Annotated in this window: 17 protein-coding genes; 12 read left to right on the forward strand and 5 right to left on the reverse strand. The window is 40.4% G+C overall.

Translation table 11 applies throughout. The annotated features are described in order from the left end of the window. Positions 1 to 430: 430 nt before the first annotated feature. The 10 genes from CLV25_RS06380 (at position 431) to CLV25_RS06425 (ending at position 19015) form a co-directional block, all read left to right on the forward strand. Positions 431 to 3691: a SusC/RagA family TonB-linked outer membrane protein gene (locus CLV25_RS06380; RefSeq protein WP_131838796.1), complete on the forward strand. Its 3261-nt coding sequence runs from the start codon at positions 431 to 433 to the stop codon at positions 3689 to 3691. Positions 3692 to 3701: 10 nt separating this feature from the next. Beyond that, positions 3702 to 5300 (forward strand): RagB/SusD family nutrient uptake outer membrane protein, encoded by a 1599-nt coding sequence (locus tag CLV25_RS06385; protein WP_131838797.1) that lies wholly within the window; start codon positions 3702 to 3704, stop codon positions 5298 to 5300. Positions 5301 to 6072: 772 nt separating this feature from the next. Further along, positions 6073 to 6699: a hypothetical protein gene (locus CLV25_RS06390; RefSeq protein WP_131838798.1), complete on the forward strand. Its 627-nt coding sequence runs from the start codon at positions 6073 to 6075 to the stop codon at positions 6697 to 6699. A gap of 493 nt (positions 6700 to 7192) precedes the next feature. Then, positions 7193 to 10339 carry a SusC/RagA family TonB-linked outer membrane protein gene (locus tag CLV25_RS06395; protein ID WP_131838799.1) on the forward strand — a complete coding sequence of 1049 codons (3147 nt, stop codon included), beginning with the start codon at positions 7193 to 7195 and terminating at the stop codon, positions 10337 to 10339. 21 nt (positions 10340 to 10360) lie between these two features. Then, a complete protein-coding gene (locus CLV25_RS06400) occupies positions 10361 to 11908 on the forward strand; it encodes a RagB/SusD family nutrient uptake outer membrane protein (RefSeq protein ID WP_131838800.1) in 1548 nt (515 codons plus the stop codon). Positions 11909 to 11933: 25 nt separating this feature from the next. Then, complete coding sequence (locus CLV25_RS06405) at positions 11934 to 12722, forward strand: hypothetical protein (protein ID WP_131838801.1); 789 nt, start codon at positions 11934 to 11936, stop codon at positions 12720 to 12722. 232 nt (positions 12723 to 12954) lie between these two features. Beyond that, a complete protein-coding gene (locus tag CLV25_RS06410) occupies positions 12955 to 13149 on the forward strand; it encodes a hypothetical protein (protein WP_131838802.1) in 195 nt (64 codons plus the stop codon). 588 nt (positions 13150 to 13737) lie between these two features. Beyond that, positions 13738 to 16950 (forward strand): SusC/RagA family TonB-linked outer membrane protein, encoded by a 3213-nt coding sequence (locus tag CLV25_RS06415; protein ID WP_131838803.1) that lies wholly within the window; start codon positions 13738 to 13740, stop codon positions 16948 to 16950. Between the two features lie 25 nt (positions 16951 to 16975). Further along, positions 16976 to 18439, forward strand: coding sequence for a SusD/RagB family nutrient-binding outer membrane lipoprotein (locus CLV25_RS06420; RefSeq protein WP_131838804.1), 1464 nt, complete (start codon positions 16976 to 16978; stop codon positions 18437 to 18439). A 69-nt stretch (positions 18440 to 18508) separates the two neighbouring features. Continuing rightward, positions 18509 to 19015 (forward strand): lipid-binding protein, encoded by a 507-nt coding sequence (locus CLV25_RS06425; protein ID WP_131838805.1) that lies wholly within the window; start codon positions 18509 to 18511, stop codon positions 19013 to 19015. A 159-nt stretch (positions 19016 to 19174) separates the two neighbouring features. On the opposite strand, the gene CLV25_RS06430 is transcribed toward CLV25_RS06425, so the two are convergent. The 5 genes from CLV25_RS06430 to secDF all read right to left on the reverse strand — a co-directional run bounded on the left by CLV25_RS06430 (position 19175) and on the right by secDF (position 24953). Further along, positions 19175 to 19891 (reverse strand): tRNA1(Val) (adenine(37)-N6)-methyltransferase, encoded by a 717-nt coding sequence (locus CLV25_RS06430; RefSeq protein ID WP_131838806.1) that lies wholly within the window; start codon positions 19889 to 19891, stop codon positions 19175 to 19177. A 36-nt stretch (positions 19892 to 19927) separates the two neighbouring features. Further along, the gene (locus CLV25_RS06435; RefSeq protein WP_131838807.1) at positions 19928 to 20335 is read right to left on the reverse strand and encodes a GxxExxY protein; all 408 of its coding nucleotides are present in this window, start codon (positions 20333 to 20335) and stop codon (positions 19928 to 19930) included. A 48-nt stretch (positions 20336 to 20383) separates the two neighbouring features. Further along, positions 20384 to 21166: a TIGR02757 family protein gene (locus CLV25_RS06440; protein WP_131838808.1), complete on the reverse strand. Its 783-nt coding sequence runs from the start codon at positions 21164 to 21166 to the stop codon at positions 20384 to 20386. Further along, a complete protein-coding gene (locus CLV25_RS06445; RefSeq protein WP_131838809.1) occupies positions 21159 to 21815 on the reverse strand; it encodes an ABC transporter ATP-binding protein in 657 nt (218 codons plus the stop codon). Before CLV25_RS06445 ends, CLV25_RS06440 begins: the two co-directional genes overlap by 8 nt. 153 nt (positions 21816 to 21968) lie before the next feature. Then, on the reverse strand, positions 21969 to 24953 hold the full coding sequence (secDF, locus tag CLV25_RS06450) for a protein translocase subunit SecDF (RefSeq protein WP_131838810.1): 2985 nt from the start codon (positions 24951 to 24953) through the stop codon (positions 21969 to 21971). A gap of 346 nt (positions 24954 to 25299) precedes the next feature. On the opposite strand from secDF, the gene CLV25_RS06455 reads away from it, so the two are divergent. Both CLV25_RS06455 and CLV25_RS06460 read left to right on the forward strand, forming a co-directional pair. Further along, positions 25300 to 25689 (forward strand): DUF1573 domain-containing protein, encoded by a 390-nt coding sequence (locus CLV25_RS06455; RefSeq protein WP_131838811.1) that lies wholly within the window; start codon positions 25300 to 25302, stop codon positions 25687 to 25689. A 26-nt stretch (positions 25690 to 25715) separates the two neighbouring features. After that, positions 25716 to 26915 (forward strand): pyridoxal phosphate-dependent aminotransferase, encoded by a 1200-nt coding sequence (locus tag CLV25_RS06460; RefSeq protein WP_131838812.1) that lies wholly within the window; start codon positions 25716 to 25718, stop codon positions 26913 to 26915. The last annotated feature ends 62 nt before the right edge of the window (positions 26916 to 26977 follow it).

The raw sequence follows: 26977 nt of genomic DNA on the forward strand, positions 1-26977 counted from the left end.
ACCTCCACCAAAATAAGGCCTCCAAATTTTAACCTAAAAGAAATAGCCCGCATTTTCTTTATTTCTGTTACAGTTTTCACCGTTTAAAAAGGCTTTTCATCACCACTTTCGCCTTTATGCGTTAAATTTAACACTCTAGATCTAATGGTAGAATAACAAAAAACAACATAAGCCAACAAACTAGTATGTATTTGTATTTCTATACATTACAAGGCACATTCTCATAAACCAGCCTAGCAGAATACTGCTAAATGTAACTTTTTATTCAATATTTTAGAAAGCCTGAATGCCCATAAACGCTTTCAATCCACTAGGATTTGCAAATGTCTGTTATATCTTTGCCCCCCGGATGACGGCCTGATCTGACATGTAGCAAATCTACGCCTATTCCAAATTAACAAACGAATAATAAACTGCTAAAAAAACTATTATGAGGCGATTTCTGACGTTACTCGTAACGATGGTTGTCTTCGGCGTTGGTTCGGCGTTAGGACAAACCAAGCAAGTCTCTGGTAAGGTTGTTGGCTCGGACGACAACCAACCTATTATCGGAGCAAGTGTGCTTATCAAAGAAGCACCAACAGTAGGTACCACTACCGATGTTAACGGTAACTACCTGCTGAAGAACATTCCTGCTAACGCTAAAACTATTGTTTTTAGATTTGTGGGATATCAAACACTTGAAATTCCTATTACAGGTGCTACCGCTAATGCCAGTCTAGTTCCAGACAACCAAAAGATCGAAGAGGTTGTTGTAATGGCTTACGGTACAGTAAAAAAGTCAAACATGACAACATCTGCGGCCATTGTTAGCAGCAAGGAGTTGCAAACAAGACCCGTATCTGATGCTATTAAAGCACTAGAAGGTCAAGCCGTAGGGGTGCAGGTATCTCCAGGTCTAGGAGCTCCAGGTTCTGCTCCTACAATTAGAATTAGAGGTATTGGCTCTATTAATGCGTCTAGCGATCCTTTATACGTAGTAGATGGAATTCCCTATGATGGTGGAATCTCTAATATAAACACTGCGGATATCGAAAGTATGACTGTACTTAAAGATGCTGCTGCAACCTCATTGTACGGAAGTAGAGCTGCCAACGGTGTTGTTATTGTAACTACAAAAAAGGGAAAGACCGACCAATTCACCGTAAATGCAAAGGTTAACTATGGTGTTTCGACCAGAGGTATTCCAGAGTACTCAAGAGTTAGCGCTACTGAGTACTATCCATTAGTTTGGCAAGGCTTAAGAAACTCTTACAGCTACGGAGCTGCAACTTATACAAATGCGGCTACATGGCAAGCGGGAGTTCTTGGTGCTGGAGTTCTAGATAAGGCAAACGCCGATGCCTCTAAAAATTTAATAGCAGAAGCTTTAAAGTATAATATCATCACAACTGATGGTACGACAAAGGTTGCGGACAATGCTGTGGTAGGCACAGATGGCAAGTTTATTGCTGGAGGTAAAGTTCTTTCTTCTTACAACGATTTAGACTGGTTTGACGAGCTATCTCGTTTAGGACAAAGAGGTGACTACAACGTATCTGCTAGTGGTGGTTCTAAAAGTTCTGATTACTATTTCTCTTTAGGCTACTTGAATGAAAATGGTTACGTAAAGAAATCCGACTATGAGCGAATTACTGCTCGTGCCAACGTAAGCGTAACCCCAACTTCATGGTTAAAGATAGGTACAAACCTATCGGGTACGGTTACCAACTCTAACCTATTGAGCGCAACAAGCGATGATGCCAGTTCTTATGCAAACCCATTCTTCTTTGCCAAAAGCATAGGACCTATCTACCCTGTGTATCTTCATGCCGCTGATGGCTCTTATGATCTAGATGCATTCGGCAATAAGCAATACGATTATGGACAAAATGGTTCTCGTGGTTCGGGTGCAAGTGCAGGCCGTAACGTATTAGCAGAGATGATGTGGAACAATCAAAAGAGGAAAATTAGCGTGCTTGATGCCAAATCATTTGCCGACATCATGCTTCCTTATGATTTTAAATTCTCTTTGAATGGAGGTTACTACGTGAGCAGCCGACTTGATAGCAAGTACGAGAATACAAAGTTAGGAGATGGTGCTCCTGCTGGTCGTTTCCAAAAAACGAACAGGATTAATACCAGCATCACATTAAACCAGTTGCTAACTTGGAAGCACGATTTTGGTAAGCATAACGTAGACGTTCTTGTTGGCCACGAGTTCTATTCGTATGAGTACAACTATCTCTACGGAATGAAACAAGGACAAGTTCTTGAAGGCATTAATGAATTCCCTAACTTTACAAACATTAGCGATTTAAACTCTAAGACCGACAAAGATCGTATCGAAAGCTACCTTTCTAGAATTAACTACACCTATGACGATAAGTACTTTGCAACCGCTTCGTTCCGACGCGATGGTTCTTCTCGTTTTAGCGATGATGTAAGATGGGGAAACTTCTTTTCTGGTAGCCTTGGTTGGAACCTATACAAGGAGGATATCTTCCGCAATATCGATTGGCTTAACTCTTTGAAATTAAGAGCCTCTTACGGAGAAACTGGCAACAATTCGCTAAACGATCCTGATGGATATTCGACATTCTATCCCTATCAATCTTTATATGAATTAGGATATAACAATGGCATGAGCAATGTTACTGGGATGCTCGCCAAAACCACAATGGGAAACAACAATCTAACATGGGAAACAAATAAGCAAACCAACATTGGTGTTGATTTTGGATTCCTAAATAGGTTTACTGGTTCGGTTGAATGGTTTAACAGACAATCAGACAATCTTCTGTTCTATGTTCCAATGCCTTTATCTGCGGGCGTATTCTACCAACCTCAAAATATTGGCTCAATGTACAATAGAGGTATCGAGGTTTCCTTAACCGCTAATGTTCTTAACACGGCTGATGGCTTTAGATGGACATCTTCGATAAATGCAACTAGCTACAAGAACGAAGTTACAAAGATGCCAAAGGAGAATCCTACGATAATTAGTGGCACCAAAAGATGGGAAGAAGGTCATAGCATCTACGATTACTACCTTCGTCAATGGGCGGGAGTAGATCCTCGCGATGGAGCAGGACTGTACATCTATAATGATGAGCTAGGAGATGCTGCCTTTAATGAAGTTGCAACCCCTTACATTTACAGAACTATCGATGGGAAAAAGTACACTACAGATCCAAACAAGGCAAAGTATGAGTATTCAGGATCTTCGATCCCTGATGTTTTTGGAGGATGGACAAACACCTTCAGCTATAAAGGTATAAACCTTTCTGTTTTGTTAACCTATGCTTTTGGGGGGAAAACCTACGATAATTCTTATGCCGGCCTTATGGGATATTCAGCAGGAGGTGCTATGCATGTTGATCTGAAAAACGCATGGCAACAGCCTGGCGACATTACAGATGTCCCTAGAATTGATGCTGCTAAGAACTCGAACTTTACGGCATCGTCTACAAGATGGCTGACAAGCTCAAACTATGTAGCGATTAAAAACATTTCGCTAGGCTATACTTTCCCTGAATCTATCTTAAGCAAGATGGGTATAAAAGGAATGAACGCTTATGTTTCTGGTGACAACCTAAGCCTTTTCTGCAAAAGAAAGGGAATGAATCCACAAGAGGCAATGTCTGGTGTAACCAGCAACACCTACTCTATGGCCAGAATTTTTACGTTTGGAGTTAATTTGACGCTTTAAAATTTGGATGATGAAAAAATTACTTCTTTTAAGCATAGTGGCATTAACCACACTTGGGGCATGCCAAAAAGACTTTTTAGACACGAAACCAACAGATCAGATTAGTGAGAGCATCGTTTTCACAGATTTGAAGAATGCACGTGCGGCACTGAATGGTATTCACAGATTGCTATACTCTCAAGGCGATCAGATGGATCAGAATGGGGAACAATCGCACATGATTATCAGAGATCTGCTTGGCGAAGACTTGTGCATGAGTGCTGCTGGTAACGGATGGTGGAATGATACTTATAAGTGGAATGCTCATAGAAATGCCAGAGCTACAAATACCACTTATGCTTGGAAGTTCTACTATAGGGTTATATTTAATGTGAATGGAATAATCGAAGGATTAAATAAAAACCTGAAGGCACAAGAGACTGATCCAAACTTTAAGGAAATCATGGGGCAAGCCCTTACCTACAGAGCTTGGGCTTACTTTAATCTTGTTCAACTCTATGCTCAGCGTTACGACTATCCCAACGTGACAAATTCACAACCAGGAGTAGTATTACGTACAACCCAGACGGTAACCCCACAAGCTAGAGCTACCGTAGAGGAAGTATATGCCCAAATCAACAAGGACTTAGATGAGGCAATTATTCTACTAGCAGATGCTAAAGATCCAAATCAAATCTCGGATATTAGCCTTCAAGCTTCACAGGCCATAAAGGCCAGAGTGGCTCTAACCACAGGTCGTTGGGCTGATGCTATTTCCAATGCTACAGCTGCAATAAAGGGCCATTCGCTGTTCAGCAAGAAAGATTTACAGCAAGACTCTGGTTATCCCAGCGTATTTAGCTCATATCCAGGAGAAGGCTCTGAATGGATCTGGGGTACACAGCAAGCATCTGATCAGCCCACCTATTTCTTCTCGTACTTTGCGTTTATGTCTTGGAACTTCAGCTCTACCAACATTAGAACGAATCCAAAGTCTATTACACGAGAGCTATACGAAGCAATGCCTGCAACAGATGCTCGTAAATCAATGTTCTCTTTAACCGGAATGGACATAAAGGCTCGACCTGAAGTAAACACAAGTGCTCTGGTTTGCTCCTACATGTCAAGAAAGTTTAGAGCGGCTGCGAACTCCGATAGCCGTGGAGATATTGCTTATATCAGAGTTGCTGAAATGTACCTAATTAAAGCAGAAGCAGAAGCAAGAAGCAATAAATTCGCTGACGCACAACAAACTCTATTTGACTTGGTATCAACAAGAGACAATGCATATGTAAAGTCTACTAGTACCGATGATGCCTTAATCAATGAGATCCTTCTTCAGAGAAGAATCGAACTATGGGGTGAAGGCTTTAGATTCTATGATCTTAAGCGTCTAAATTCTTCTTTGGAAAGAAATATAGATAAGGTTGTAGATCCCGCAGCTCCTGTTAATCCAACAGAAGATGAGCTTAAGGCATATAAGAAAAAGCATATATATACCGATTATGCAGGTCATCACAGCCCAACATTGTGCTATACCACTAGCGTAAATGCTGGAGATGTTAGATGGCAATGGGTTATTCCACAGGATGAAATAAACTCAAATCCTGAGGTAAAGCAGAATAACTAGAATATAGTTAATTAGGAATAGAGAGGGTGTTCGTTATTTACGAACACCCTCTTTCTATATTATAGAAATCCAAATTCAAAAGTAATTTGCAGCCTACCATTCGAGCCCGATAAGGAATTATTTCCATTAGATAGCATCGGCAAATCTCAATTCTATATTCGTATGCTTTAAATTCCAGCTCCTTTGATTATTAACAAAACCTACACCAATAGTTCTATCCCCCCTACCCTTTCCCAAGCGATAAAGAAACCGATACGATTGGGCTTCCTTTTTATTAAAACTATGCCACTTTTAATATGAAATGGTTCATTTCTTATTAAAAATGAACCATCCTTGATCGAAAATGATCTATTTCCAATAGAAAATGGAGCATTTCGTATCGGAAATGATCCATTTCTTATAGAAAATATACCATCCTTGATAGGAAATAAACTATTTACTATAGAAAATGGGGCATTTTATATCGGAATCGCACGGCTAACAGCATCTGATTCGACGAATACGCTCGGTTACTCAGCCTACTGATTCCAATACCCTGCAGAACGACAAGCTTTGCTGCCATAAAAAATCATTTCAGCAGAATCCTACTCTTTTAGTTAAGCATATCGTTTATGTATATAGCTTTTTTACTCTCTAACCAATCCTATTATTTAGAATTGATACATATTACGCTTACTGTCAAACCTTTTTAATCCATTTTTGAACCATCAGCAATAGCGCTTGTTCGTACTATTAACAAACCATATTATTAACCTTTAACGCATAGTAAGATATGGCGATAATCGAATTAGTGACTTCCCACGCCTACCTTAAGGATGGAGAAATTGGCCCATTTACCGGAAATGTTATCCTTCAACTAACCGGGAACAGCCTATTTACAATTACCTCTGAACGTCTTGCAAGGCTTAAAACTTGTAAGGATGATTACGAAACGAAGCAAATTGCTAGTATTGATGGTACCAAAGCCGATGTTCTAATGAAAAATGAGGCAAAGGCAACCCTAGTAACCGAGCTGAACGAAATGGCCATAGAGCTTTGCGTAATGGCCAAAGGCGATAGGGAAAAACTTGCTACTACAGGCTTTAACTTAGTAAAGGAAACCGAAAAAGGGAAAGAGCCTCCTAAGCCCAGCAACTTTAAGGTGGAGTATGGCATAAACGAAGGTTCGCTTATCTTCTCGGTAAAGTCGCATGCTGATGCAAGGGTTTACGTATTCCTATTTACGCCTATAGCTACAGCACCTTCCGATTTATCGGCATGGGCACAGGTTAGCTCAACATCGAGTAAGAAGGAAATTACCGGATTTAAGCATGGCGTTGACTATCTATGCCGATGCGCCTATATGGGACCAAAAGGCAAGCTCGTTTATAGCGATGCCATAACAGTACTAGCTCGTTAGATCTACATTACTATATTAGAGTACGGCAGAAGCATAAGCTTCTGCCGTACTTATGTTAGACAAAGGCTAGATCATTAAAGATTAAACAACATCGGATTAGCTTCAAAATCTAATCCTATTTCAAGCAACCATAATAAGCACCTATTTAAATTTAAACCGATTGACCGTTTGATATTTTACTATTTGCAACAACACAAAAGACATAAAATTATATAATAAGCCACCGGATGCAAACAAGATCGTTTATCGTCTCCCCCCATTTATTTTGAAAGAGTTCTGTAAAAAACCGCCTTAAAAACCTATTAACCACTTTTATTCATATAGAAATATAAACAATCTGCAAAAAGTCATTCCACACTATTTATGTAATTTCCTAACACATCTTTGGTAATGTCAAATTATGTTATATTTTTGCAAATATCAAAACCACCTTTCTATGTCAAAGGTGTAAGCGATAACTACAAAATAATTACAAACTGCTAAAAAAACTATTATGAGGCGATTTCTAACGTTACTCGTAACGATGGTTGTCTTCGGCGTTGGTTCGGCGCTAGGACAAGTAAAGCAAGTCTCTGGTAAGGTGGTTGGTGCTGACGACAACCAACCAATAATTGGAGCAAGTGTCTTTATCAAGGAGGCATCTACGATTGGAACAACAACCGATGCCAGCGGTAACTTTATTCTAAAAAACATTCCTGCGAAAGCCAAAACAATTGTCTTCAGATTCGTTGGCTACCAAACGCTTGAAATGCCAATTTCAGCAACGGTTAATGCAAAGTTAACCCCTGAAGCCAAACAGATTGAAGAGGTGATGGTGATTGCCTACGGAACTACTAAAAAGGCTTCATTTACAGGTTCAGCAGAGTCTGTAAAATCTGAGAAATTAAGCACAAGGCCTATTGCGAATGTAACTAAGGCTCTTGATGGTATTGTAGCAGGTGTTCAAGCCACATCAGGATCAGGACAACCTGGTTCAGGATCTTCTATTGTGGTTCGTGGCTATGGTTCTATCAATTCATCTCAGGCACCGCTATACGTTGTTGACGGAGTACCTTACGATGGAAGCATCTCATCGATCAATCCAAATGACATTGAATCAATGACGATTCTAAAAGATGCAGCATCTGGTGCTCTTTATGGAGCTCGTGGTGCCAATGGTGTTATCATGATTGCAACCAAGAAGGGTAAAACCGGAAAAATGAAGGTTAACTTCAAGGCCAACTGGGGAGTTGCCTCTCGATCAATTCCTCGTTATGAAACGATGAACGAAGCTGGTTATGTTGAAACCGTCTTCCAATCTTATAAGAATAGTGAGATTATTTCAAATGGATTATCTCCTCAAACTGCCGCTATAGTAGCGCTAGAAAAAATGAAGAATGGATCCACTGCCATTTTTGGGAAAAACGAAGAGTATAATCCTTACAACTACACCATTACAGATCTAATAGACCCTTCAACCGGAAAGGTTAGATCTGATGCTAAACTTCGATACAGCGAAGATTGGCTGGATGAAGCAATGGAGAAAAATCCATTACGTCAAGAGTATGTTACGTCCTTTTCTGGAGGTGATGACAAAACTAGATACATGTTTTCGTTAGGCTACTTAACAGAGCAAGGATTGCTAAAAACAACCGAATTCAATCGCTATAATGGCAGATTGAATATTGATTCGGATGTAACAAAATGGATGAAAGCAGGTATGAGCGCTAGTTATTCTCGTAATGAAAGCAATACTGCAGTTGAAAACTCATCAGGATACTCGAATGTTTGGTATACAAACCAACTAATGGCTCCAATTTTCCCTGTTTACAAGAAAGATGCTAATGGAGTAACATTGTATGATGATTTAGGAAAACCTATCTTTGATTATGGGGCAAATCGTCCTGCAGGTGCAAGTGCAAACTGGAATACAATTGCGACACTATACGATGATATGTATAGCTCTAAAAGCGATAACTTAAGTGGTCGTATGTTTACAGACATTGGCAATCTTAAGGATGGTCCACTAAAAGGCCTTACACTTTCTGTAAGCTACGGTTTCGACCTTGTAAATTCCTCTTCTGCGACCTACTATAACCCATATAATGGTAACTCAGTTTCAGTTAAGGGATCGCTTGCTAAAGCCAATGGAAGAACCTTTAGCTACACCTTCAACCAAATTTTAAAGTACGATCGTAATATTGGGAAACATCATTTTGACGCTTTAGTTGGACATGAGTTTTACAAGTACCAGTATGACTACCTGAACGCATCTAAAACAGGATTCCCATTTGGAGGACTTTACGAATTAGATGCAGCCACCTCTATTACTGATGCTGGAAGCTATCAAAACAACTACGCAATTGAATCTGTTCTTTCTCGAGTTGGTTACGACTATGCTGATAAGTACTACCTATCAGCGAGCTTCCGTACTGATGGTTCGTCTCGTTTCCACGAAGATAACCGTTGGGGAAAGTTCTGGTCCGTGGGAGGTAACTGGAGAATTTCGCAGGAATCATTCATGAAAAGCTTCACTTGGCTAGACAACATGGCGTTAAAAGCAAGCTATGGAGTTCAAGGAAATGATAATGTGAATACACTATACGCTTGGCAATCATTCTACAACCTAGGATATCCAAATGCATCAATGAGTGGTGCTCTAATCAGCTCTTTGGAAAACAAGAATCTTAAATGGGAAAAGAACTCTAACCTCAACATTGGATTGGACTTCAGATTGATGAATAGAGTATCCGCTACTATTGAATGGTATCAAAGAGAAACCAAGGATATGCTAATGGACTTTCCAATGGCTTCATCATTGGGCTTTGATGGATACCGTAAGAATGTTGGAACAATGCGTAACAGGGGGCTAGATGTAACTATCGGAATTGATCTGATCAGAAACGATCAATTCTCATGGAAAACAACGCTAATTGGATCAACAATAAAGAATAAGGTGCTTCAACTAGCAGATAAACCTGAAATTATTACAGGAAGCTATATTATCCGTGAAGGAGAAACCCTAAATTCATACTATACCCCAAGTGCAGCAGGTGTTGATCCTGCAACTGGAAAGCAACTTTACTGGGTATGGGATACTGATGCAAACGGTGTACGAGGAGAAAAGTATATTTCCGACAATCCAACAAAAGCAACTGCTTGTAAAGAAATCCAAGGCAGCCGTATACCTGATTTCTATGGTTCTGTAGCGAATGAGTTTAGCTATAAAAACTTTGACCTAAGCATTCTTTGCACATACTCAATTGGTGGAAAAATTCTTGACGGAGTTTACAATACGCTGCTATATAGCAACTACATTGGCCAAGCAAGAAGCAAGAATCTCGAACGCGCATGGAAACAGCCTGGAGACGTAACAGATATACCTCGTATAGAAATAGGCTTGACCCACGTTAACACAAACAACGATCTAATAAATGCATCCTACTTTGCATTTAAAAACATCACCCTAGGATATACCCTACCATCAAGATGGATTAAAGCTGCAGGAATTGAAGCAATTCGTTTTAGTGCTGCTGCCGACAATGTGGTTATGTTTACCCATCTAAAAGGGATGAACCCTCAGTATAACTTTACCGGAGGTACTAATTTTGGGTATGTGCCAACAAGAAATATCACATTTGGTGTTGACATTAGATTCTAACCAAACTTAAAAAATTGAAAAATGAAAAAGATTCTATACATAATTGCCCTATTTGGGTTGTTAGGGTTAAACGGTTGTACCGATGAGCTCAATACCGAGCCAACCGATAGAGTTGCCGGATCAACTATGTTTAAGGATGCAACTAGTGCCGAAACAGCTATTAACGGTATTTATCGTGCACTTTTTGTTGCGGGATGGAGCACGAATTGGGCTTCTGAAAACTGTGGACAAACAGCGATTAACCTAATGGCAGACTTGATGGGCGAAGACCATCTGATGCAAGGTCAAGGTTCTGGATGGTTCTACGAAGATTACCGTCTAAATGTACATGGTGACTATTCTCATAAAAGCGGAAGATCTTATTCTGTTTGGAATTTTTACTATACTATAGTTTGTAATACTAACTATATTATTGCATCTGAAGCAACCATGGGTGGCAATCCAGATCTTAAGCAAAGTATCATTGGACAAGCCTATGCATTACGTGCATTTGCGTATAGCAACCTTATCCAGCTATTCCAGCAAACCTATATAGGACACGAAAATGCCCCAGGTATTCCACTTTACACTGAACCTACCGTTGCTGGTACTGTTGGGAAACCAAGAGGAACCGTACAACAAGTTTACGACTTAATCAATCAGGATTTAGATAAAGCAATTACACTTCTAGGTGGTGTAACAAACAAAGTGCAAACGCATGCTTCACATGTCGACTACTACGTTGCCAATGGCATAAAAGCCCGTGTAAATCTGGTTCAGCATCGCTACAAAGAGGCAATGGACGCTGCCGCAGAAGCGCTTACCCGACCAGGACTAAAGGTCGCTACAGTTAGCGAGTTAGGCGGTAACAATAGCGTAAAAGCTCCTGGAGTTCTTTGGGGAGTTGAGATTACTAAGGATCAAACAGCAGGAACTGCATCATTCTTTTCTCATATGGATGCTGATGTTACAGGTTCGTATGGTTCAAAAGCTCGTCAATGTATCAGTTCTGGCTTGTACGATTTAATCCCAAATACAGATTTACGTAAGGCTGCTTGGTTTAGAGGAAAACTTTCTGTTGAAGGAGATGGTTCAAACATCAGCTATTGCCAGCTTAAATTTAAGATGGCAGATCCTGTAACACGTACCGGAGATTACCTTTTGATGCGCGCAGAAGAGATGATTTTGATCAAAGCAGAAGCAGAATGCCATCTAGAAAAATACGCAGAAGCTCGTACTACGATCAAAATGCTGGGTAGCAAACGTGATAGCAATTTTGACACTCGCTTAGCAGATAGAACAGATAGCAAGGAGTACAACACTAACACAAATGCACCACTCATAACTTTGATGGATGAGATTTTATTCCAACGCCGTTTAGAGCTATGGGGAGAGGCTGGTCGCATATTCGATTTGCAGAGGTTAGCTTTAGGCTATAACCGCTCTTATGCAAACTCTAATCACACTGAAAAAGTAACGACCAAGAATACATCAGCCGCATCGCCATTGTTTATATTTCCATTACCTCAATCAGAGATCGATGGTAATGAAAATATTACAGATGAAGATCAAAATCCGATTGTGCAATAGCTTGCTACTTAAAAGATAAAAAGTTATGAAAACGAACATATTAAGTTTTTTATCGGTATTATCCATTGTTTTGTTTGGATTTACATCCTGTAATACCGATGCAGAAGGTGTTATTTACGGAGGAAATCGCAATACGGCTTCGTTTGCTTCAACACAAATGAATAACGAAGTAACAGCTCAAGATAATGGAATAGTCAAAGTTCCAGTATACCGTGGAGAGAAAACGGGAGAACTGACTGTTGACCTTACCTTATCAAACAATGCCAACATCCTCACTTTAACGACACCAACAGTAACGTTCCGCAACGGGGAAACAGTTGCATATGCCGAGATATCCTTCGGGAATATAAACAATCTTGGAGCAACGGATAAATATCAAGCAACAGTTTCAATTTCAGATCCAGCGAAGGTTTCTGTATCAGGTGTAAAAGAAATAAAGATTTCTGTGCAGCGCAAGCTAACTTGGGAAACCTACGGCATTGGAAAATACGAATCTGAGCTATTTGAAGATTCTTGGGATCAGCCAATCGAAAAGGCAAAGGAAGGAAATATCTATCGCCTGCCTGATTGTTTTTATGCTGGTTATCCTTTAATTTTTGTTTTAAGTGACGATAACCAAACACTATTATCATGGGCTGCTCAACCAATGGGTTACAAGCATGCTACTTATGGTATGGTTTATTTCCAAGCAAAATCTATGGTTAGGAATGGGAATACGCTAGAATTCGACATGTTAGGTAGAGTTATATATAACGGTAAACTTGCAACCTTATGGAGTGGCTTTACTGAAAGACTAACAATGCCAAACAAGTAAATCAAGATTCTCATCCAATAATTAAAAGAGGGGCTATTCTTAATATAGAATAGCCCTTTTTGGTTGAAAAAATATTAGCATTAGGCCTAGAAACACCGCACAATTTTACATTTACTCATCCATTTTTCGCTATTATTCTTCCGTAAAACTAAGGAAACTCCTAATCGATCATGGGATACCGAGCCCTGATGTGCGATTCCCAATTTTAAACACAAGCCCCTCAAAACAGTCGTTGCTCGAAATTTCTATTTACCCCTATCGCTACAGCACCTTCCTATTTATCGACATGGGCACAGGTTCGCTCACATCAAGTAAGAAGGAGGTAACCGGCTTTAAGCATGGGGTTGAGTATTTATGCCGATGCGCCTATATGGGACCAAAAGGCAAGCTCGTTTATAGCGATGCCATAACAGTACTTGCACGCTAAAGCGCATTATGTAAGAAAAGGACAGGAATATAAGCTTCTGTCCTTTTCTTATCCTCTATGTCAATTTCCAAATATCATATTGTTGCCGGTTCCTATTTACTCCTAAAATAGGAATCAGAATTCCCTCTATTTACTCCTTTATTTTTTAGCTCATACATGCATATTCACTTACAAAACCGTTCCCTCAACTTAGGTTCAGCTATAAATAAAAAGAAATATAAGCATCAATCCCCCAACTTAAGGCAACCGCATATTTAACATTTTATTACTTATATCTACATGTATGATATTAATTTTATATAACAAAAAACTCGTCACAAACAGAATTATTTCACCCACCCCTCTCCGTTTAAAAGGGGCATCACAAAAAAAATAGCCGTATAACAAACCGTTGCATCCATTTTCATCACACACCCACACAAATTACGAGAAGAATATTGTCCAATATGTTTTTCTACAATTTCCCGTCCTCTTCTTGGATATGTCAAATTTTGTTATAGCTTTGCAAATGTCAAAAATACCTTTTAGATCAAGAGGCGTAATAGACAACTACAAACAAACAAATTACAAACTGCTAAACAAACTATTATGAGGCGATTTTTAACGTTACTCGTAACGCTGCTTGTCTTTGGCGCCGGTACGGCATTAGGACAGGGAAAGCAAGTTTCAGGAAAGGTGTTGTCCGCTGAGGACAAGCAGCCAATTCCTGGTGTTAGTGTTTTCGTGAAGGAGGCTTCCACCATTGGTACGTCAACCAGTATTGATGGACAGTTTACCCTTAAAAACCTCCCAGCAAATGCAAAAACCTTAGTATTCCGCTTTGTTGGCTTTCAAACCCAAGAGGTAGCCATTAAAGGTGGGGAGATTAATGTTTCATTGATCCCAGAAACCCAAAAGATCGACGAAGTTGTGGTAACTGCAATGGGCATGAAAAAATCGGAGAAAACGTTAGGCTATGCAGCTTCAACTGTAAAAAGCGAAGATTTACTAGCGGGTCGTTCTGCTTCGGTAATGTCGGGTATTGCAGGTAAAGTTGCAGGGGTAAACGTATCCTCGTCAGGTCAAACCGGAACATCTCAAAAAGTAATTGTTCGCGGATACTCTTCCTTCTCTGAGAATCAACCATTGTATGTTGTAGATGGTGTTCCAATCCAGAACAACTTTTCGGGAAGCGACGGCAGCTCTGATGCTGTAGACTTCGGAAACCAAGCAGGAGACATTAACCCTGATGATGTTGAGTCGTTGACTGTTTTAAAAGGAGCGTCAGCAACCGCACTTTATGGCTCTAGAGCTGCTAATGGTGTAATTATGATTACCACCAAAAGATCACAACAAGACGAGCGAATTACTGTTGAGTATAACGGTTCGTTTATGGCTAGCGATGTGCTCCGAGTTCCTCAAACTCAAAATGTTTTTGGTCAAGGATGGCCAGATTGGGATAGAATGGAAAATGGTTCATGGGGGCCAAAATTGGACGGACGTATGCATGATTGGGGAGCACCTCTAGATGCAAATGGCAAATTTGATCCAAAAGCAACAGGACGTGAGAAAAGATTCTCATATGTAGAAGACAACCTAAGGAACTTCTATGAAACAGGATTTGAAACCAACAACACTGTAAGCGTAAAAGGTGGAACTAAGAATACAGGATTCGTTTTTTCGTACGGAAACTCTTATGCTAATGGAGTTATCCCTACCGATGCCGACAAGTATAGCAGGAATACCTTCTCGTTTAGGGGAAATACGAAGTACAACAATTTCGACATTAACTACTCCATTAACTACGTACGCAAGGACATGAACAATGTTAGTGCTGGTCAGGGAGATAATGGTGCTACTATATTCCCAGAATTGCTGCAGCATGCTGTAGATGTTGACTTCCAAGACACAAAAGATCTGAACAACATTTATAACAATACGGACAACTACTACACTGTTTATGCTGAAAATCCTTGGTGGGTTGTAAAAAACAACGGCAACAAATATCAGGATGATCGTATTTATGGAAAAGCCGAAGTGAATTACGAAATTCTAAAAGGGCTTAGAGCTACAGCTCGATTAGGCGGCGATTTTACCAATTCACGTCAACAAAGATGGAATGCTATAGCTAAAAGAACCGTTGGTAGCTATGCCTATGAAGGTGGAAAAAAAGACGAAGTAGGCTACTACAACGAAAGGAATGATGCTTGGGATCAAATTGACTTCACAGGTCTGCTATCTGGAAACTATAAACTATCGAATGATTTGGGATTTGATGGTGTTTTAGGTTATAACTTTAACCAGCGCTCTTCATCTTTCCATAATTCGTCGCTATCAGGGCTAGTACAACCTAATTGGTATAGTCTAGAGAATGGAGAGGTTATGCCGCTTTCCAGTTCTGGTATTTCTAGAAGAAGATTGATTGGCGCTTTCAGTCAAATGAACTTTGATTTTAGAAATTACTGGTTCTTAACGCTTTCTCTAAGAAACGACTGGTCTTCTACTCTACCCAAGAATAAAAACAGCTTCTTCTACTGGGGGGTAAACACTTCAGCAATCCTAACTGATATGTTTAAGTCATTACAAAATGACTACGTTAACTTTATAAAGGTAAGAGCGGCTTATGGTCAAACAGGTAATGATGCTCCTGCTTATAGAACATATTCAGCATACTTTCCAACTCAGATTGGTGTTGGATTTGGAGATTTATACTTACCATTCGCTGGTGTTTTAGGTTTAACAGAAAGCAACCGCCTAGGAAATATGGGCTTAAAGCCTGAAATCACCACTGAACTAGAGTTTGGAATTGATGCACGCTTCTTTAAGAATAGATTAACATTTGATGTTGCTTATTATAACAAGCAAACTAAGGATCAAATCATTTCTGCTACGGTTGCTCCTGAAACAGGTTACACATCGAGGACTCAGAATATCGGGAAAATTGAGAACCAAGGTGTAGAAGCAAACGTTCGCATCATACCTGTTCGTACATCTGATTTAGAATGGGAAGTTGGAGTAACCTTTGCCAAAAACAAAAGTAAAGTAAAGGAACTTTGGGCTGGTACTGATAGGTACCGTATTGCTTCTGGCTACGAGATCGACTTTATGGCCATCGTAGGTCAGCCTCTTGGACAATTCCTTGCCCCAGCCGAGCTACGAGTTGCCGAAGGAGAGCATGCTGGTAAGATTGTTGTCAACTCGGCAGGAAGGCCACTTGTTGACGCAGGAAAAAAGGACAACGTAGGGACTTCTCAGCCTGACTTCACCATGGGTTTCAATACTCGTTTAACCTACAAAGGCATAACCCTTAGTGGTGTATTTGATTGGAGAAAAGGCGGACAATTCTGGAGTTACACTTCTCACATTATGAATTTTAACGGTAATGCAACCAAGACTACATTTAATGAAAGGCAACCATTTGTAATTCCAAATTCTGTAAAACAAGCAGGAGTTGATGCTAATGGTAAACCTATTTATGTAGAAAATGACATTCCTATCACCAATTATGAGACGTATAATTATTACAACAACTCTAAAAACACTCCAATACAAAAAACCTTTGTGCTTCCTAAAGATTACCTAAAACTGAGAGAAATTGCTGTATCGTACTCTTTACCTAAAAAGTTCTTCAAGAGCGGATATGTTAAAGGAGTTAGCATTGGTGTAGTAGGTCGTAACCTATTCCTCTGGACACCTAAGGACAACAACTTTGTTGATCCAGAAGCAACCAACTACGGGAATGACATCACCTCTGAACTTGGAGAATTTGCAGCAGCCCCTACTACAAGAAATTACGGGGGAAGTATCAAAATCGTTTTTTAGCACATAAATTCAAAATTTAAACGAGATGAGAAAAAATTCAATCCTTATAATGCTTATATCCGCTTTCTTTATGCTCACCGCATGCGAAAGTTTCTTGGATATAAATAAAGATCCTAACTACCCAGGAAAAGCATCTCCTAAGTTGCTGCTTCCTTCAAGCATTGCATGGACAGCTTCCAGGGTTGGATCAGACCTCCAAATGGTTGGTGGTTTCTGGTGTCAGCATTACACACAAAACAATAGTTCAAACCAGTACAACACAACGGTTACCTACGATCTAACCTATTCCAGCTACAACGGAGTTTGGTCTGCAGCATATGCAGGTGCTTTAAAAGATCTAAAATCTATAGTTGAGACATCGGAAGCCGAAAAGCAATGGAACTACTATGTTCCTGCCAAAATTCTTATGGCCTTCAACTTCCATATCCTAGCCGATTTTTACGAAACCGTTCCCTTCAACGAAATTCTTCAAGGGGCAGATAACATGCAGCCAAAGTATGATGATGGGAAGACTGTTTATGCAGGAATTATCAGGTTACTTGATGAAGCTATTGCAAAAAAAGATTTAGCATTAGCAGCAAACGAAGAGATTCCTATTGGATCTGAAGATTATGTTTATGCAGGTGATCTTGAAAAGTGGATTCAATTTGCAAAATCGCTAAAATTCAAGGTGCTGATGCGCGACTATGAAGCAAATAAAGATGCCCTTGCTGAACTTATTGCCGAGAACGACTTTGTGACCGTTGATGCTCGAATGAATGGCTTTGTTGATCAAGAAAACAAGTCAAATCCTCTTTACGAGAATGATAGACGAAAACTGAATACAACAAACAACATTAAGGCATCAAACACATTAATCGCATTCCTTACTGCTAATAAGGACCCTCGTATTGCCAACTTCTTTGAGAAGGCCAAGGGAATTTATAAAGGACTCCCATATGGCAATACAAGTGTACCTACGGCAACAACGCCAAGTAATACAACTTCGCGTGCTATGCTAGCAGCAACGGATCCTGTGTATTTCTTATCGGTTGCCGAATCATACTTTACCATAGCCGAATACTATGCAAGAATACCTAATGCCGGAAAAGCCAAAGAGTTTTATGACAAAGCCGTAAATGAGGCATTCCTACGCTGGGGTTACACCAATGCTTCTGAATTCACCAAAGCTGGAGGTGTGTATGAATTCCCTAGCGATAATACAAAAATGGTTGAAGCAATCATTACCCAAAAGTGGGTAGCCTCTACAAGATGCCAAGCGTGGGATTCTTTCTTTGATATTAATAGAACTGGATATCCACAACTAGGCACAAAGCAGACTACAGATGCCGGCTATGTTATTGGTCAACTTGTTCCTGCTGCTCACAGCGTACTTAATGCAGGAGAACTTCCACGAAGACTAATTATTCCTAAGAGTTCTTCTGACTATAACACCAACGCGCCTAAGGTTATTCCTTTAGCACAAAAAATGTGGTGGCATAAGAAATAAAGAAGAGAGGTAGGAAATCTATTGGTTTCTTACGCAATCTTATGTTATTAACGTTAAAAAGTTTCATTAATGAAGATATTAAAGTTATTTGCATTAATAAGTCTCTTCGCCTTAGCCCTTACAAGCTGCGAGACTTATGAGGATCAAAAAGTTGAATATTCACCTTTGTTTCCTCTATGTGGACAATGGGTAGTAAGCATTCATGATGCTGCCACAGGCAACCTAATCCCAGATGGTGAAGGTTATACCCTTTACACCTATAATACTGCATCAAATGCTGATAATATAATGTGGGTTAAACTATCTAACAAAAACAATCCATTTGGTGTTCTTGGAAAAGTAAATTGTTCTGTACCCAATAAAGAATTCAGCATTACGAAGGGGATTAATACATACTTTACGACAGATAATGAATTAACGATTACTGAAGGTAAGGTTGTATTAAACGGTTTTGACACTCCATCTGGAGGTAAAAGTGATTTTATTTCGTTTAAGATGAAAGCTACAACAAATAGTACTGTTACCTATTTGATAAAAGGATTTAGACGCACTGCATGGCCAGAAGATATGCCTTAATAGTAAACTTCTAGACCTTTAATAAACTAAGAGGCTGTTCAATTTCTTTTGAACAGCCTCTTTTATTAATACAATCCAAAATTGAAATAACCTAAGACTTGACGATCCTCTATCTTTCCAACTAAATCTATAACATCAGTAAAAATTGCTGCAAATAATCTATCCAAACAAATAAAACTCCCTCGTCAACACCAAATACTCCTTCGAGTAGGCATGCCTTCCCCCCTCCTCAATAACTAAGCTATCCTCCTGCATTTTAACCTGCATTTTCGAGAATTCGAGAAGCAATCGCTTAACTTCCGCATTAGGAGTGGCAAATACATTTGTTTTTTTAGTACAGAAAAGCCCCTTCGAGGCTGCAAGCGCAATAAAGACACTACCTTCTACGTAAGGCAGAATAACGCATAAGCGTCCACCGTCCTTAAGCAGGCGAATGGAGTGGTCTATAAGATCATCGTGCGAAAGCATATGATCGTGACGAGCAATTGACCTCGATTTTGTAGGAGATTTAAGCGATTGCTTAAAGTATGGAGGGTTTGATACGATAAGATCAAATAGGCTACTCTCGCCTACCCTGAAATGGTTGTAGTCCGATTCAAATATAGAAATTCGTCCAGACCAGGGACTCTGTTCTGCGTTTTCCGCAGCTTGCTCAACGGCGTTGCGATCAATGTCGATAGCTGTAATTTCGGCATTTTGATTGCGCTGTGCAAGCATCAACGCTATTAGCCCAGTTCCGGTTCCTACATCTAAAATATTCTTTGCATCGCCTACGCTAGCCCAAGCACCAAGCAGAACACCATCGGTACCCACTTTCATGGCCGTTTTACCCTGCTCTACTTTAAACTGCTTAAACTGAAACCAACTATTTGCCATTGATTAGAACACTGATTTAACTGATTCTACAAATTTTCACTGCTTATTTATAATGCTATTCTTTCTGTCGTTCGTAAAAATTTTCCGCTTAACTTCAGGCTTTTTCCCAAAATTCAGCAGCAACCCTATTTCAATATCCGTTGCCTTTAAATAGTTTACGAGCTGCAGTTCGTGCTCTTCTCTGAGCGATTCGCAAGCCTTTAACTCTAGAATTATGGTGTCATCAACAATAATATCAGCAAAGTATTCGCCAACTATACATCCATCATAGTAAACCTTAATTGGATGTTCAACCTTGCACCCTAGTCCATGCGATTTCAACTCATAATACAACGCATTTTTGTAAACCTTCTCCAAGAAACCATACCCTAATGCATTATAAACAGCATAGTAGGATTTTATTATTATCTCTGTTGTTTTAGAGTTAATATACTGAGTCCCCATTAGCTAACGATTTACAGTAAAAATACAAAATAATCAGTGTAAATCAGCCTAATCAGTCCAATCAGTGTTCCTATTCACCCCCAATGAAAACAGCGCAAAGTCATACTTCACCGGATCTGAAGCGTCAAATTGCTTTAGGACTTCTGTTAGCTCTAAAACTGCTTTTAAATCATTTTGTCTACGCTTTAGAATACCCAAATCCCGCGAAACATTCCCCACATGCAAGTCTAGAGGAATTAGCAGATACTTTGGCTGAATACATTTCCACAGACCAAAGTCAACCCCTTCTTGATCGGATCGAACCATCCATCGAAAGAACATGTTTAGCCGTTTTGCAGCCGATCCTGCATCAACATTTGCAATATGCCGAAGGGTTGTTGGAAGAACACCAGACTCAGATTCGAAGTGACTTCTAAGCAAACGAAGAGCAACCAGCGGTGTAGTTCCCCCTCGAGAAACTAAATACTCATCCATACTACTATAGTATCGATAAATTGATGCCAATCCACGCACAAAACCTACTGCATCATTTTCGCTAAAGGTTCGATGCCTAAAACCCTTTAGCACCCTAAGATCTGACTCCGAATAATTAATAACAAAATCAGCAGGATTACTATCCATACGAGCAATCAACTCCTTTGACTTAGCAATAATCGTTTTTCGCTGGCCCCACGCAAAAGTGGCCGCAAAAAAGCCAGCAATCTCACGGTTCTGCTGACTAGAAAAAAGATGTGGAACTTGAATAGGATCGTCATCTATAAAAGATGAGCAGCAGTATTTTCTGTACTGTTCGTCAAGAAGCTGCTTTACACACAACAAATCCTTATCCATTTACCACTTGTCCATCGTTAAGGGTAATAATTCTATCAGACATCTTGGCAAGCTCTAGATCGTGCGTTACCACCACGAAGGTATGCCCAAACTGATCGCGCAGCTTAAAAAAGAGGCTATGCAACTCCTGCTTATTGTGCGAGTCCAAATTTCCGGAAGGCTCATCTGCAAAAATCACCGAAGGGTTGTTTATTAACGCCCTGGCAATGGCCACTCGCTGTTGTTCTCCTCCCGATAGTTCTTGAGGTCGATGCGAAAGTCGATGCGAAAGGCCTAATAGTTCAAGCAGTTCTTTAGCCTGCTGTTCAACTTCACGATTATCTTTCCTTGCAATGTACCCAGGAATACATACATTTTCGAATGCCGTAAACTCGGGAAGCAGGTGGTGCTGCTGAAAAACAAACCCAATCTTCTCATTACGGAACGAAGAAAGTTCCTTGTCGGTCATCAAACAAATGTTTGCTCCATCAATAAGAACATCTCCTGATGATGGATTCAAAAGGCTACCCATAATCTGTAGTAACGTAGTTTTCCCAGCACCACTAGCTCCAACTATGCTTACCACCTGATTAGACTCTATGTCAAGGTTTATACCCTTAAGCACCTCAAGTTGGCCAAACACTTTGCGTATATTCTTAACTGAAATCATTGGCTTTTTGTAACATGCTCTGCGAAGATAAGAATAAGAAGTAAAAAAGTGGTCAATAGCATTCCTCTATCGGTTCTTTTTGCAATAAAGGACTATAGCACAAAAAAGGGCCACCCATTGGGGTAGCCCTTTCCATTCAAAAAAGAAGAAGTGTTACTCTCCTATATTTTTCTGCTCATCACCATCGTTAATCATATCGTAAGCAACAGGTGTTGCAACAAATACAGATGAGAATGTTCCGATTAATATACCAACTATAAGAGCAAAGGCAAACCCACGGATAACATCGCCACCAAAAATAAAGATGGCAATAAGAACTATCAACGTAGAACCTGCGGTATTAACAGTACGCGCAAGTGTACTATTAATTGCCAAGTTGATATTAACCTTAAGATCGCGCTTTGGATGATCACGACGGTACTCGCGGATACGGTCGAAGATAATTACGGTGTCGTTGATCGAATAACCAATAATGGTAAGCAACGCTGCAATAAACGTCATGTCAACGTCCATGGTAAATGGCATGATGTTCGAGAATAACGAGTAGAATGCCAAAACGAACATTGTATCGTGGAAAAGAGACACCATACCTCCAAGTCCCCACTGCCACTTCTTGAATCGAATTGCAATATAAATGAAGATTGCAATCAACGAAAGAATAACAGAAATAACAGCGCCAATTTTGATATCATCAGCCACAGTTGGACCTACAACGGCAGAAGAAAGTATACCTATAGGGGTTCGGGTAGTTGTTACAAAATCTCCATATGATACAGGAACCTTGTTAAACCCATTTACTGCTTTATAGATCTTCGTATTGATGATGCTATCTACGGTAGGAGCATTGCTCTTTATCAGATACTTTGTTGTAATCTTCACCTGAGATGCTGGACCGAACTGCTTAACTTCAGAACTTTCGCCGAACTCCTTATCAAGAGCGCTACGCACTTCGTTGGTCTTCACTGGTTGATCAAAGCGAACAGTATAAGTTCTACCTCCAGTAAAATCTACACCATAGCTGAAGCCTTTTACCACCCAAGAGATTGCTCCAATGGTAATAACCGAAATGGAGAAAATGTAGGCATACTTTCTAAATCCAATAAAGTTAAAGTTAGCCTTTGCAAGGAAGTTTTCTGACCAGTGATGGAAGAACGTAATCTTTCTATTCTTATCGAGCATCTTAGTAAAGATGATACGAGATATAAAGATTGCGGTAAACAACGAGGTCAGGATACCGATAATAAGGGTAGTTGCAAAACCTTGTACAGGGCCAGAACCAAAAACGAACAGAACAAGTGCCGTAATAAGCGTAGTTAGCTGACCGTCTATAATTGCGGTTAACGCATGCTTGTAACCATCAGCAAGTGCAAGCCCAAGACCTTTTCCTGCTTTTAACTCTTCCTTGATACGCTCGTAGATAATAACGTTTGCATCCACGGCCATACCCATGGTAAGCACAATACCTGCAATACCAGGAAGTGTAAGCACTGCCTTGAATGAGGCTAATACTCCAAAAATCAGGAATACGTTTCCAACAAGAGCAATATTGGCCACCATACCTGCCTTATTGTAGAACATCCACATGTAAACAAGAACAAGCACAAATGCAATAACAAACGAGCTTAAACCTGCATTGATCGATTCCTGTCCAAGAGATGGTCCTACAACTTCTTCCTGAACAATCTTTGCAGAAGCAGGAAGTTTACCAGAGTTAAGCACGTTGGCTAAGTCGTCTGCCTCTTGAGTTGTAAAGTTACCAGAGATTGAAGAGCTACCTCCCTCAATAGCTTGGTTTACTCTAGGTGCAGAGTACACCAGGCCATCAAGCACGATAGCAATTTGCTTTCCTACATTATCGCCAGTTAAGCGGGCCCAAGTTTTAGCACCTTCTGCATTCATGCGCATAGATACTTCTACAGAGCCTTGCTTCTCGTCGAACTGCTTCGAAGCATCAACAATTACAGAACCATCTAGAGGTGCTTTACCATCGCGCCCTGTAATCTTTATGGCGTAAAGTTCAATTCTGTCGGTTTCAACCTTATTTGGCCCAGTTACAATTGGCTTAACGCTCCACATCAAAGCTAAATCGCGAGGGAATAGAGCCTTAACGGCTGGCATTGCAAGGAATCTATTAACCTTAGCTGTATCCGAAATACGTGCACTTCCTACTATAGAACCAGGCATAACGCCTTGATCGCTAATGTAAGGAACTAGGACAGAAAACAACGACTGCTCCGATTTTACAGAAGTACCCTCTTTGCCCTTTCCTAACTCTTTTTTAAGCGTGCTTGGCTTAGCAGCAGGTTCCGCAGCGGCTACTTTTGTAGAATCGTCCTTTTTAACCGTATCCACAGCTACTACACCACCTTTTGCAAGTTCAGCAACCTTTGCATTGGCAGCAACAAGTGGCTGTACCAGCTGCGACAGCTCATAGGTTTCGAAGAATTGAAGATTTGCGGTTCCTTGAAGAAGCTTACGTACGCGCGATGGATCTTTAACCCCTGGAAGTTCTACAAGAATACGCCCCGTATTGCCCAATCGCTGAATGTTTGGCTGAACAACACCGAAACGGTCGATACGATTACGTAGAACGTTAAACGAGTTTGCAATAGCTCCATCGGTCTGCTTACGAAGCACCGAGATAACCTGTTCGTTGGTTGACTCTGGTGTTATTTGCTCCTTAAGTCCGTAGGTACCAAAAACCTTGCTTAGCTTACCGTTGGGGGCTACTTGAGCATAAGCCTTGCTGAATAGAGTAATGAAATCATCCTTGCTTGATGCCTGCATCTGAGTTGCAAGATCAAGGGCCTTGTTAAACGATGTGTCAACACTGTGGTTGGATAAGCTCTTTAAGATTTCAGCAACCGAAACCTCAAGCGTAACATTCATCCCTCCCTTAAGGTCAAGACCAAGGTTTATTTCTCTATCCTTACACTCCTGATAAGTGTATAGGTTAAATGGATACGCTGGCTGATTCTTCATAGAATCAAGATAGTTGGACATCTTTTGTTGATCTCCCTTCGCGTATTCCTCTGCCTTCTTCTCCACTCTATTCGCCACAAAGGTGAACGATAGCTGGTACAAGCAGGCAATGGCTAATACAATTGCGATAAAAGATATCGCGCCTCTATTCTGCATTGGTTGAAAATTTATTAATTATCTCCTTTGATTACACTCCTGTACATGTAAGGCGCAAATTTATTATTTTTTTCGAATTCCTATTAAAAAATAATGCCTGTTGCTGCCTTCTATTAGCCCTAAAACAAAAATCATCTTGGTACTAACGTGTAAAGGTGCAACAAAATATCGAAACATGCATCCTAGAGGACCAGATTCTCCCCATAATCCATCTCGAAGTTAGCCTTAAAATATCAGACATAAGCATTAGAAAAGAAACCCATAGATAAAAATTTTGCTTTTGTAGATATTGAATGCGTATAAAGTATACCTTTGCTTCTAGTTAATCAACAAAATCGCACAAGAAATGAAAGGTTTTATAGCAGCTATAGTGCTAGTTTTATGCACTCTTGCTCCTGTTGCATACGCTCAAGCACCACAGGTTCCCACCATCGAGTTTAAAACGATTGAGCACAACTTCGAGAAGCAAGAGTATAAAGCAAATACAACCTACTCGTTTGAGTTTAAGAACACCAGCAAGGTTCCCCTAATACTCACGAGCGTTTCGGCATCTTGCGGATGCACAACTCCAGAATGGCCTAGAGAACCAATCCTTCCAGGAAAGACAGGAAAGATTAAGGTTACCTATAATTCTCAGATTATTGGAGCATTTACAAAGTTAATCTACGTATACTCCAACGCATCTACCAATATGGTAACGCTAACAATAAAAGGCGAAATTTTACCCCCTAAGTAGGGAAACCATATAAAATAGACGGATTTATGCCAAATTTATCAGAAAAAGCAAGGGTTATGCCTTCCTCTCCAATAAGGAAGCTTGTACCTTTTGCTGATGCTGCCAAAAAAAGGGGCGTTAAGGTTTACCACCTTAACATTGGTCAACCCGACATTCCTACCCCTCAAGTTGCTCTTGATGCAATAAAGAACCTAAGCGAAACGGTTATCGAGTACACCCACTCGGCCGGTAACGAGTCGTATCGTAAAGGCTTAGCAGAATACTACCAGAACCTAGGAATAGACATATCGTCAAGCGATATGATTATTACAACTGGGGGTTCGGAGGCCATTACAATTGCCTTTGGGGCTTGCCTCAACCCTGGCGAAGAAGTAATCATTCCTGAGCCATTCTACGCCAACTACAACTCGTTTGCCATACAAACAGGCGTAGAGGTTAAGCCTATTACATCGTCCATCAGCAATGATTTTGGGTTGCCTCCAATTGCGGAGTTTGAGAAGCTTATTACGCCCAAAACCAAAGGAATCGTTATCTGCAATCCGAACAACCCTACCGGCTACCTCTACTCGGAAAAAGAGCTAGAAACGCTTGCCACCATCGTAAAAAAGTACGACCTGTACCTTTTTGCTGATGAGGTATACCGAGAATTCTGCTACGATGGACATAGCCACCACTCTTGCCTAAGCCTGAAGGGTATCGAGCAGAATGTGGTGCTCTTCGATTCGGTTTCGAAACGCTACAGCATGTGCGGGGCACGTGTAGGAGCGCTAATTTCGCGCAACCGTGATGTTATCACAGCATGCCTCAAGTTTGCACAAGCTCGCCTATGTCCTCCTGCGCTGGGTCAAATAGCCTCGGAAGCAGCCCTAAAGACTTCAAAAGAGTACTTTGATGGGGTTTACAACGAGTATATTGAGCGCCGTAACTTTATGGTAAAGGCCCTAAACGAAATGGAGGGTGTTTACTGTCCTACGCCAAAGGGAGCTTTCTACACCGTTGTTAAGCTGCCAATCGACGATTCCGATAAGTTTGCCCAGTGGCTACTTGAATCGTTCGAGCACAAGGGACAGACCGTGATGGTAGCACCAGCAACCGGATTCTATGCCACCAAGGGACTAGGGAAAAACGAAGTACGTATCGCATACGTCCTTAAGAAAGAGGATCTGAAGAGCGCAATGGAGTGCCTTGCTGAAGCTCTTAAGGTATACCCTGGAAAAACATTGTAACCAATTCATCGAGCGTCATAGAAAAGCTGCCCAACTTGGGCAGCTTTTCGTTTTTATCGACC

Origin of the sequence: Acetobacteroides hydrogenigenes (assembly GCF_004340205.1) — a bacterium.
GTDB classification, from domain to species: Bacteria; Bacteroidota; Bacteroidia; order Bacteroidales; family ZOR0009; genus Acetobacteroides; species Acetobacteroides hydrogenigenes.

Coding starts and splice junctions, on each gene's coding strand:
- CLV25_RS06380 (WP_131838796.1), top strand. CDS start 431: ATGAGGCGATTTCTGACGTTACTCGTAACGATGGTTGTCTTCGGCGTT.
- CLV25_RS06440 (WP_131838808.1), bottom strand. CDS start 21,166: ATGGATAAGGATTTGTTGTGTGTAAAGCAGCTTCTTGACGAACAGTAC.
- CLV25_RS06445 (WP_131838809.1), bottom strand. CDS start 21,815: ATGATTTCAGTTAAGAATATACGCAAAGTGTTTGGCCAACTTGAGGTG.
- secDF (WP_131838810.1), bottom strand. CDS start 24,953: ATGCAGAATAGAGGCGCGATATCTTTTATCGCAATTGTATTAGCCATT.
- CLV25_RS06390 (WP_131838798.1), top strand. CDS start 6,073: ATGGCGATAATCGAATTAGTGACTTCCCACGCCTACCTTAAGGATGGA.
- CLV25_RS06400 (WP_131838800.1), top strand. CDS start 10,361: ATGAAAAAGATTCTATACATAATTGCCCTATTTGGGTTGTTAGGGTTA.
- CLV25_RS06420 (WP_131838804.1), top strand. CDS start 16,976: ATGAGAAAAAATTCAATCCTTATAATGCTTATATCCGCTTTCTTTATG.
- CLV25_RS06435 (WP_131838807.1), bottom strand. CDS start 20,335: ATGGGGACTCAGTATATTAACTCTAAAACAACAGAGATAATAATAAAA.
- CLV25_RS06395 (WP_131838799.1), top strand. CDS start 7,193: ATGAGGCGATTTCTAACGTTACTCGTAACGATGGTTGTCTTCGGCGTT.
- CLV25_RS06425 (WP_131838805.1), top strand. CDS start 18,509: ATGAAGATATTAAAGTTATTTGCATTAATAAGTCTCTTCGCCTTAGCC.
- CLV25_RS06385 (WP_131838797.1), top strand. CDS start 3,702: ATGAAAAAATTACTTCTTTTAAGCATAGTGGCATTAACCACACTTGGG.
- CLV25_RS06460 (WP_131838812.1), top strand. CDS start 25,716: ATGCCAAATTTATCAGAAAAAGCAAGGGTTATGCCTTCCTCTCCAATA.
- CLV25_RS06430 (WP_131838806.1), bottom strand. CDS start 19,891: ATGGCAAATAGTTGGTTTCAGTTTAAGCAGTTTAAAGTAGAGCAGGGT.
- CLV25_RS06405 (WP_131838801.1), top strand. CDS start 11,934: ATGAAAACGAACATATTAAGTTTTTTATCGGTATTATCCATTGTTTTG.
- CLV25_RS06415 (WP_131838803.1), top strand. CDS start 13,738: ATGAGGCGATTTTTAACGTTACTCGTAACGCTGCTTGTCTTTGGCGCC.
- CLV25_RS06455 (WP_131838811.1), top strand. CDS start 25,300: ATGAAAGGTTTTATAGCAGCTATAGTGCTAGTTTTATGCACTCTTGCT.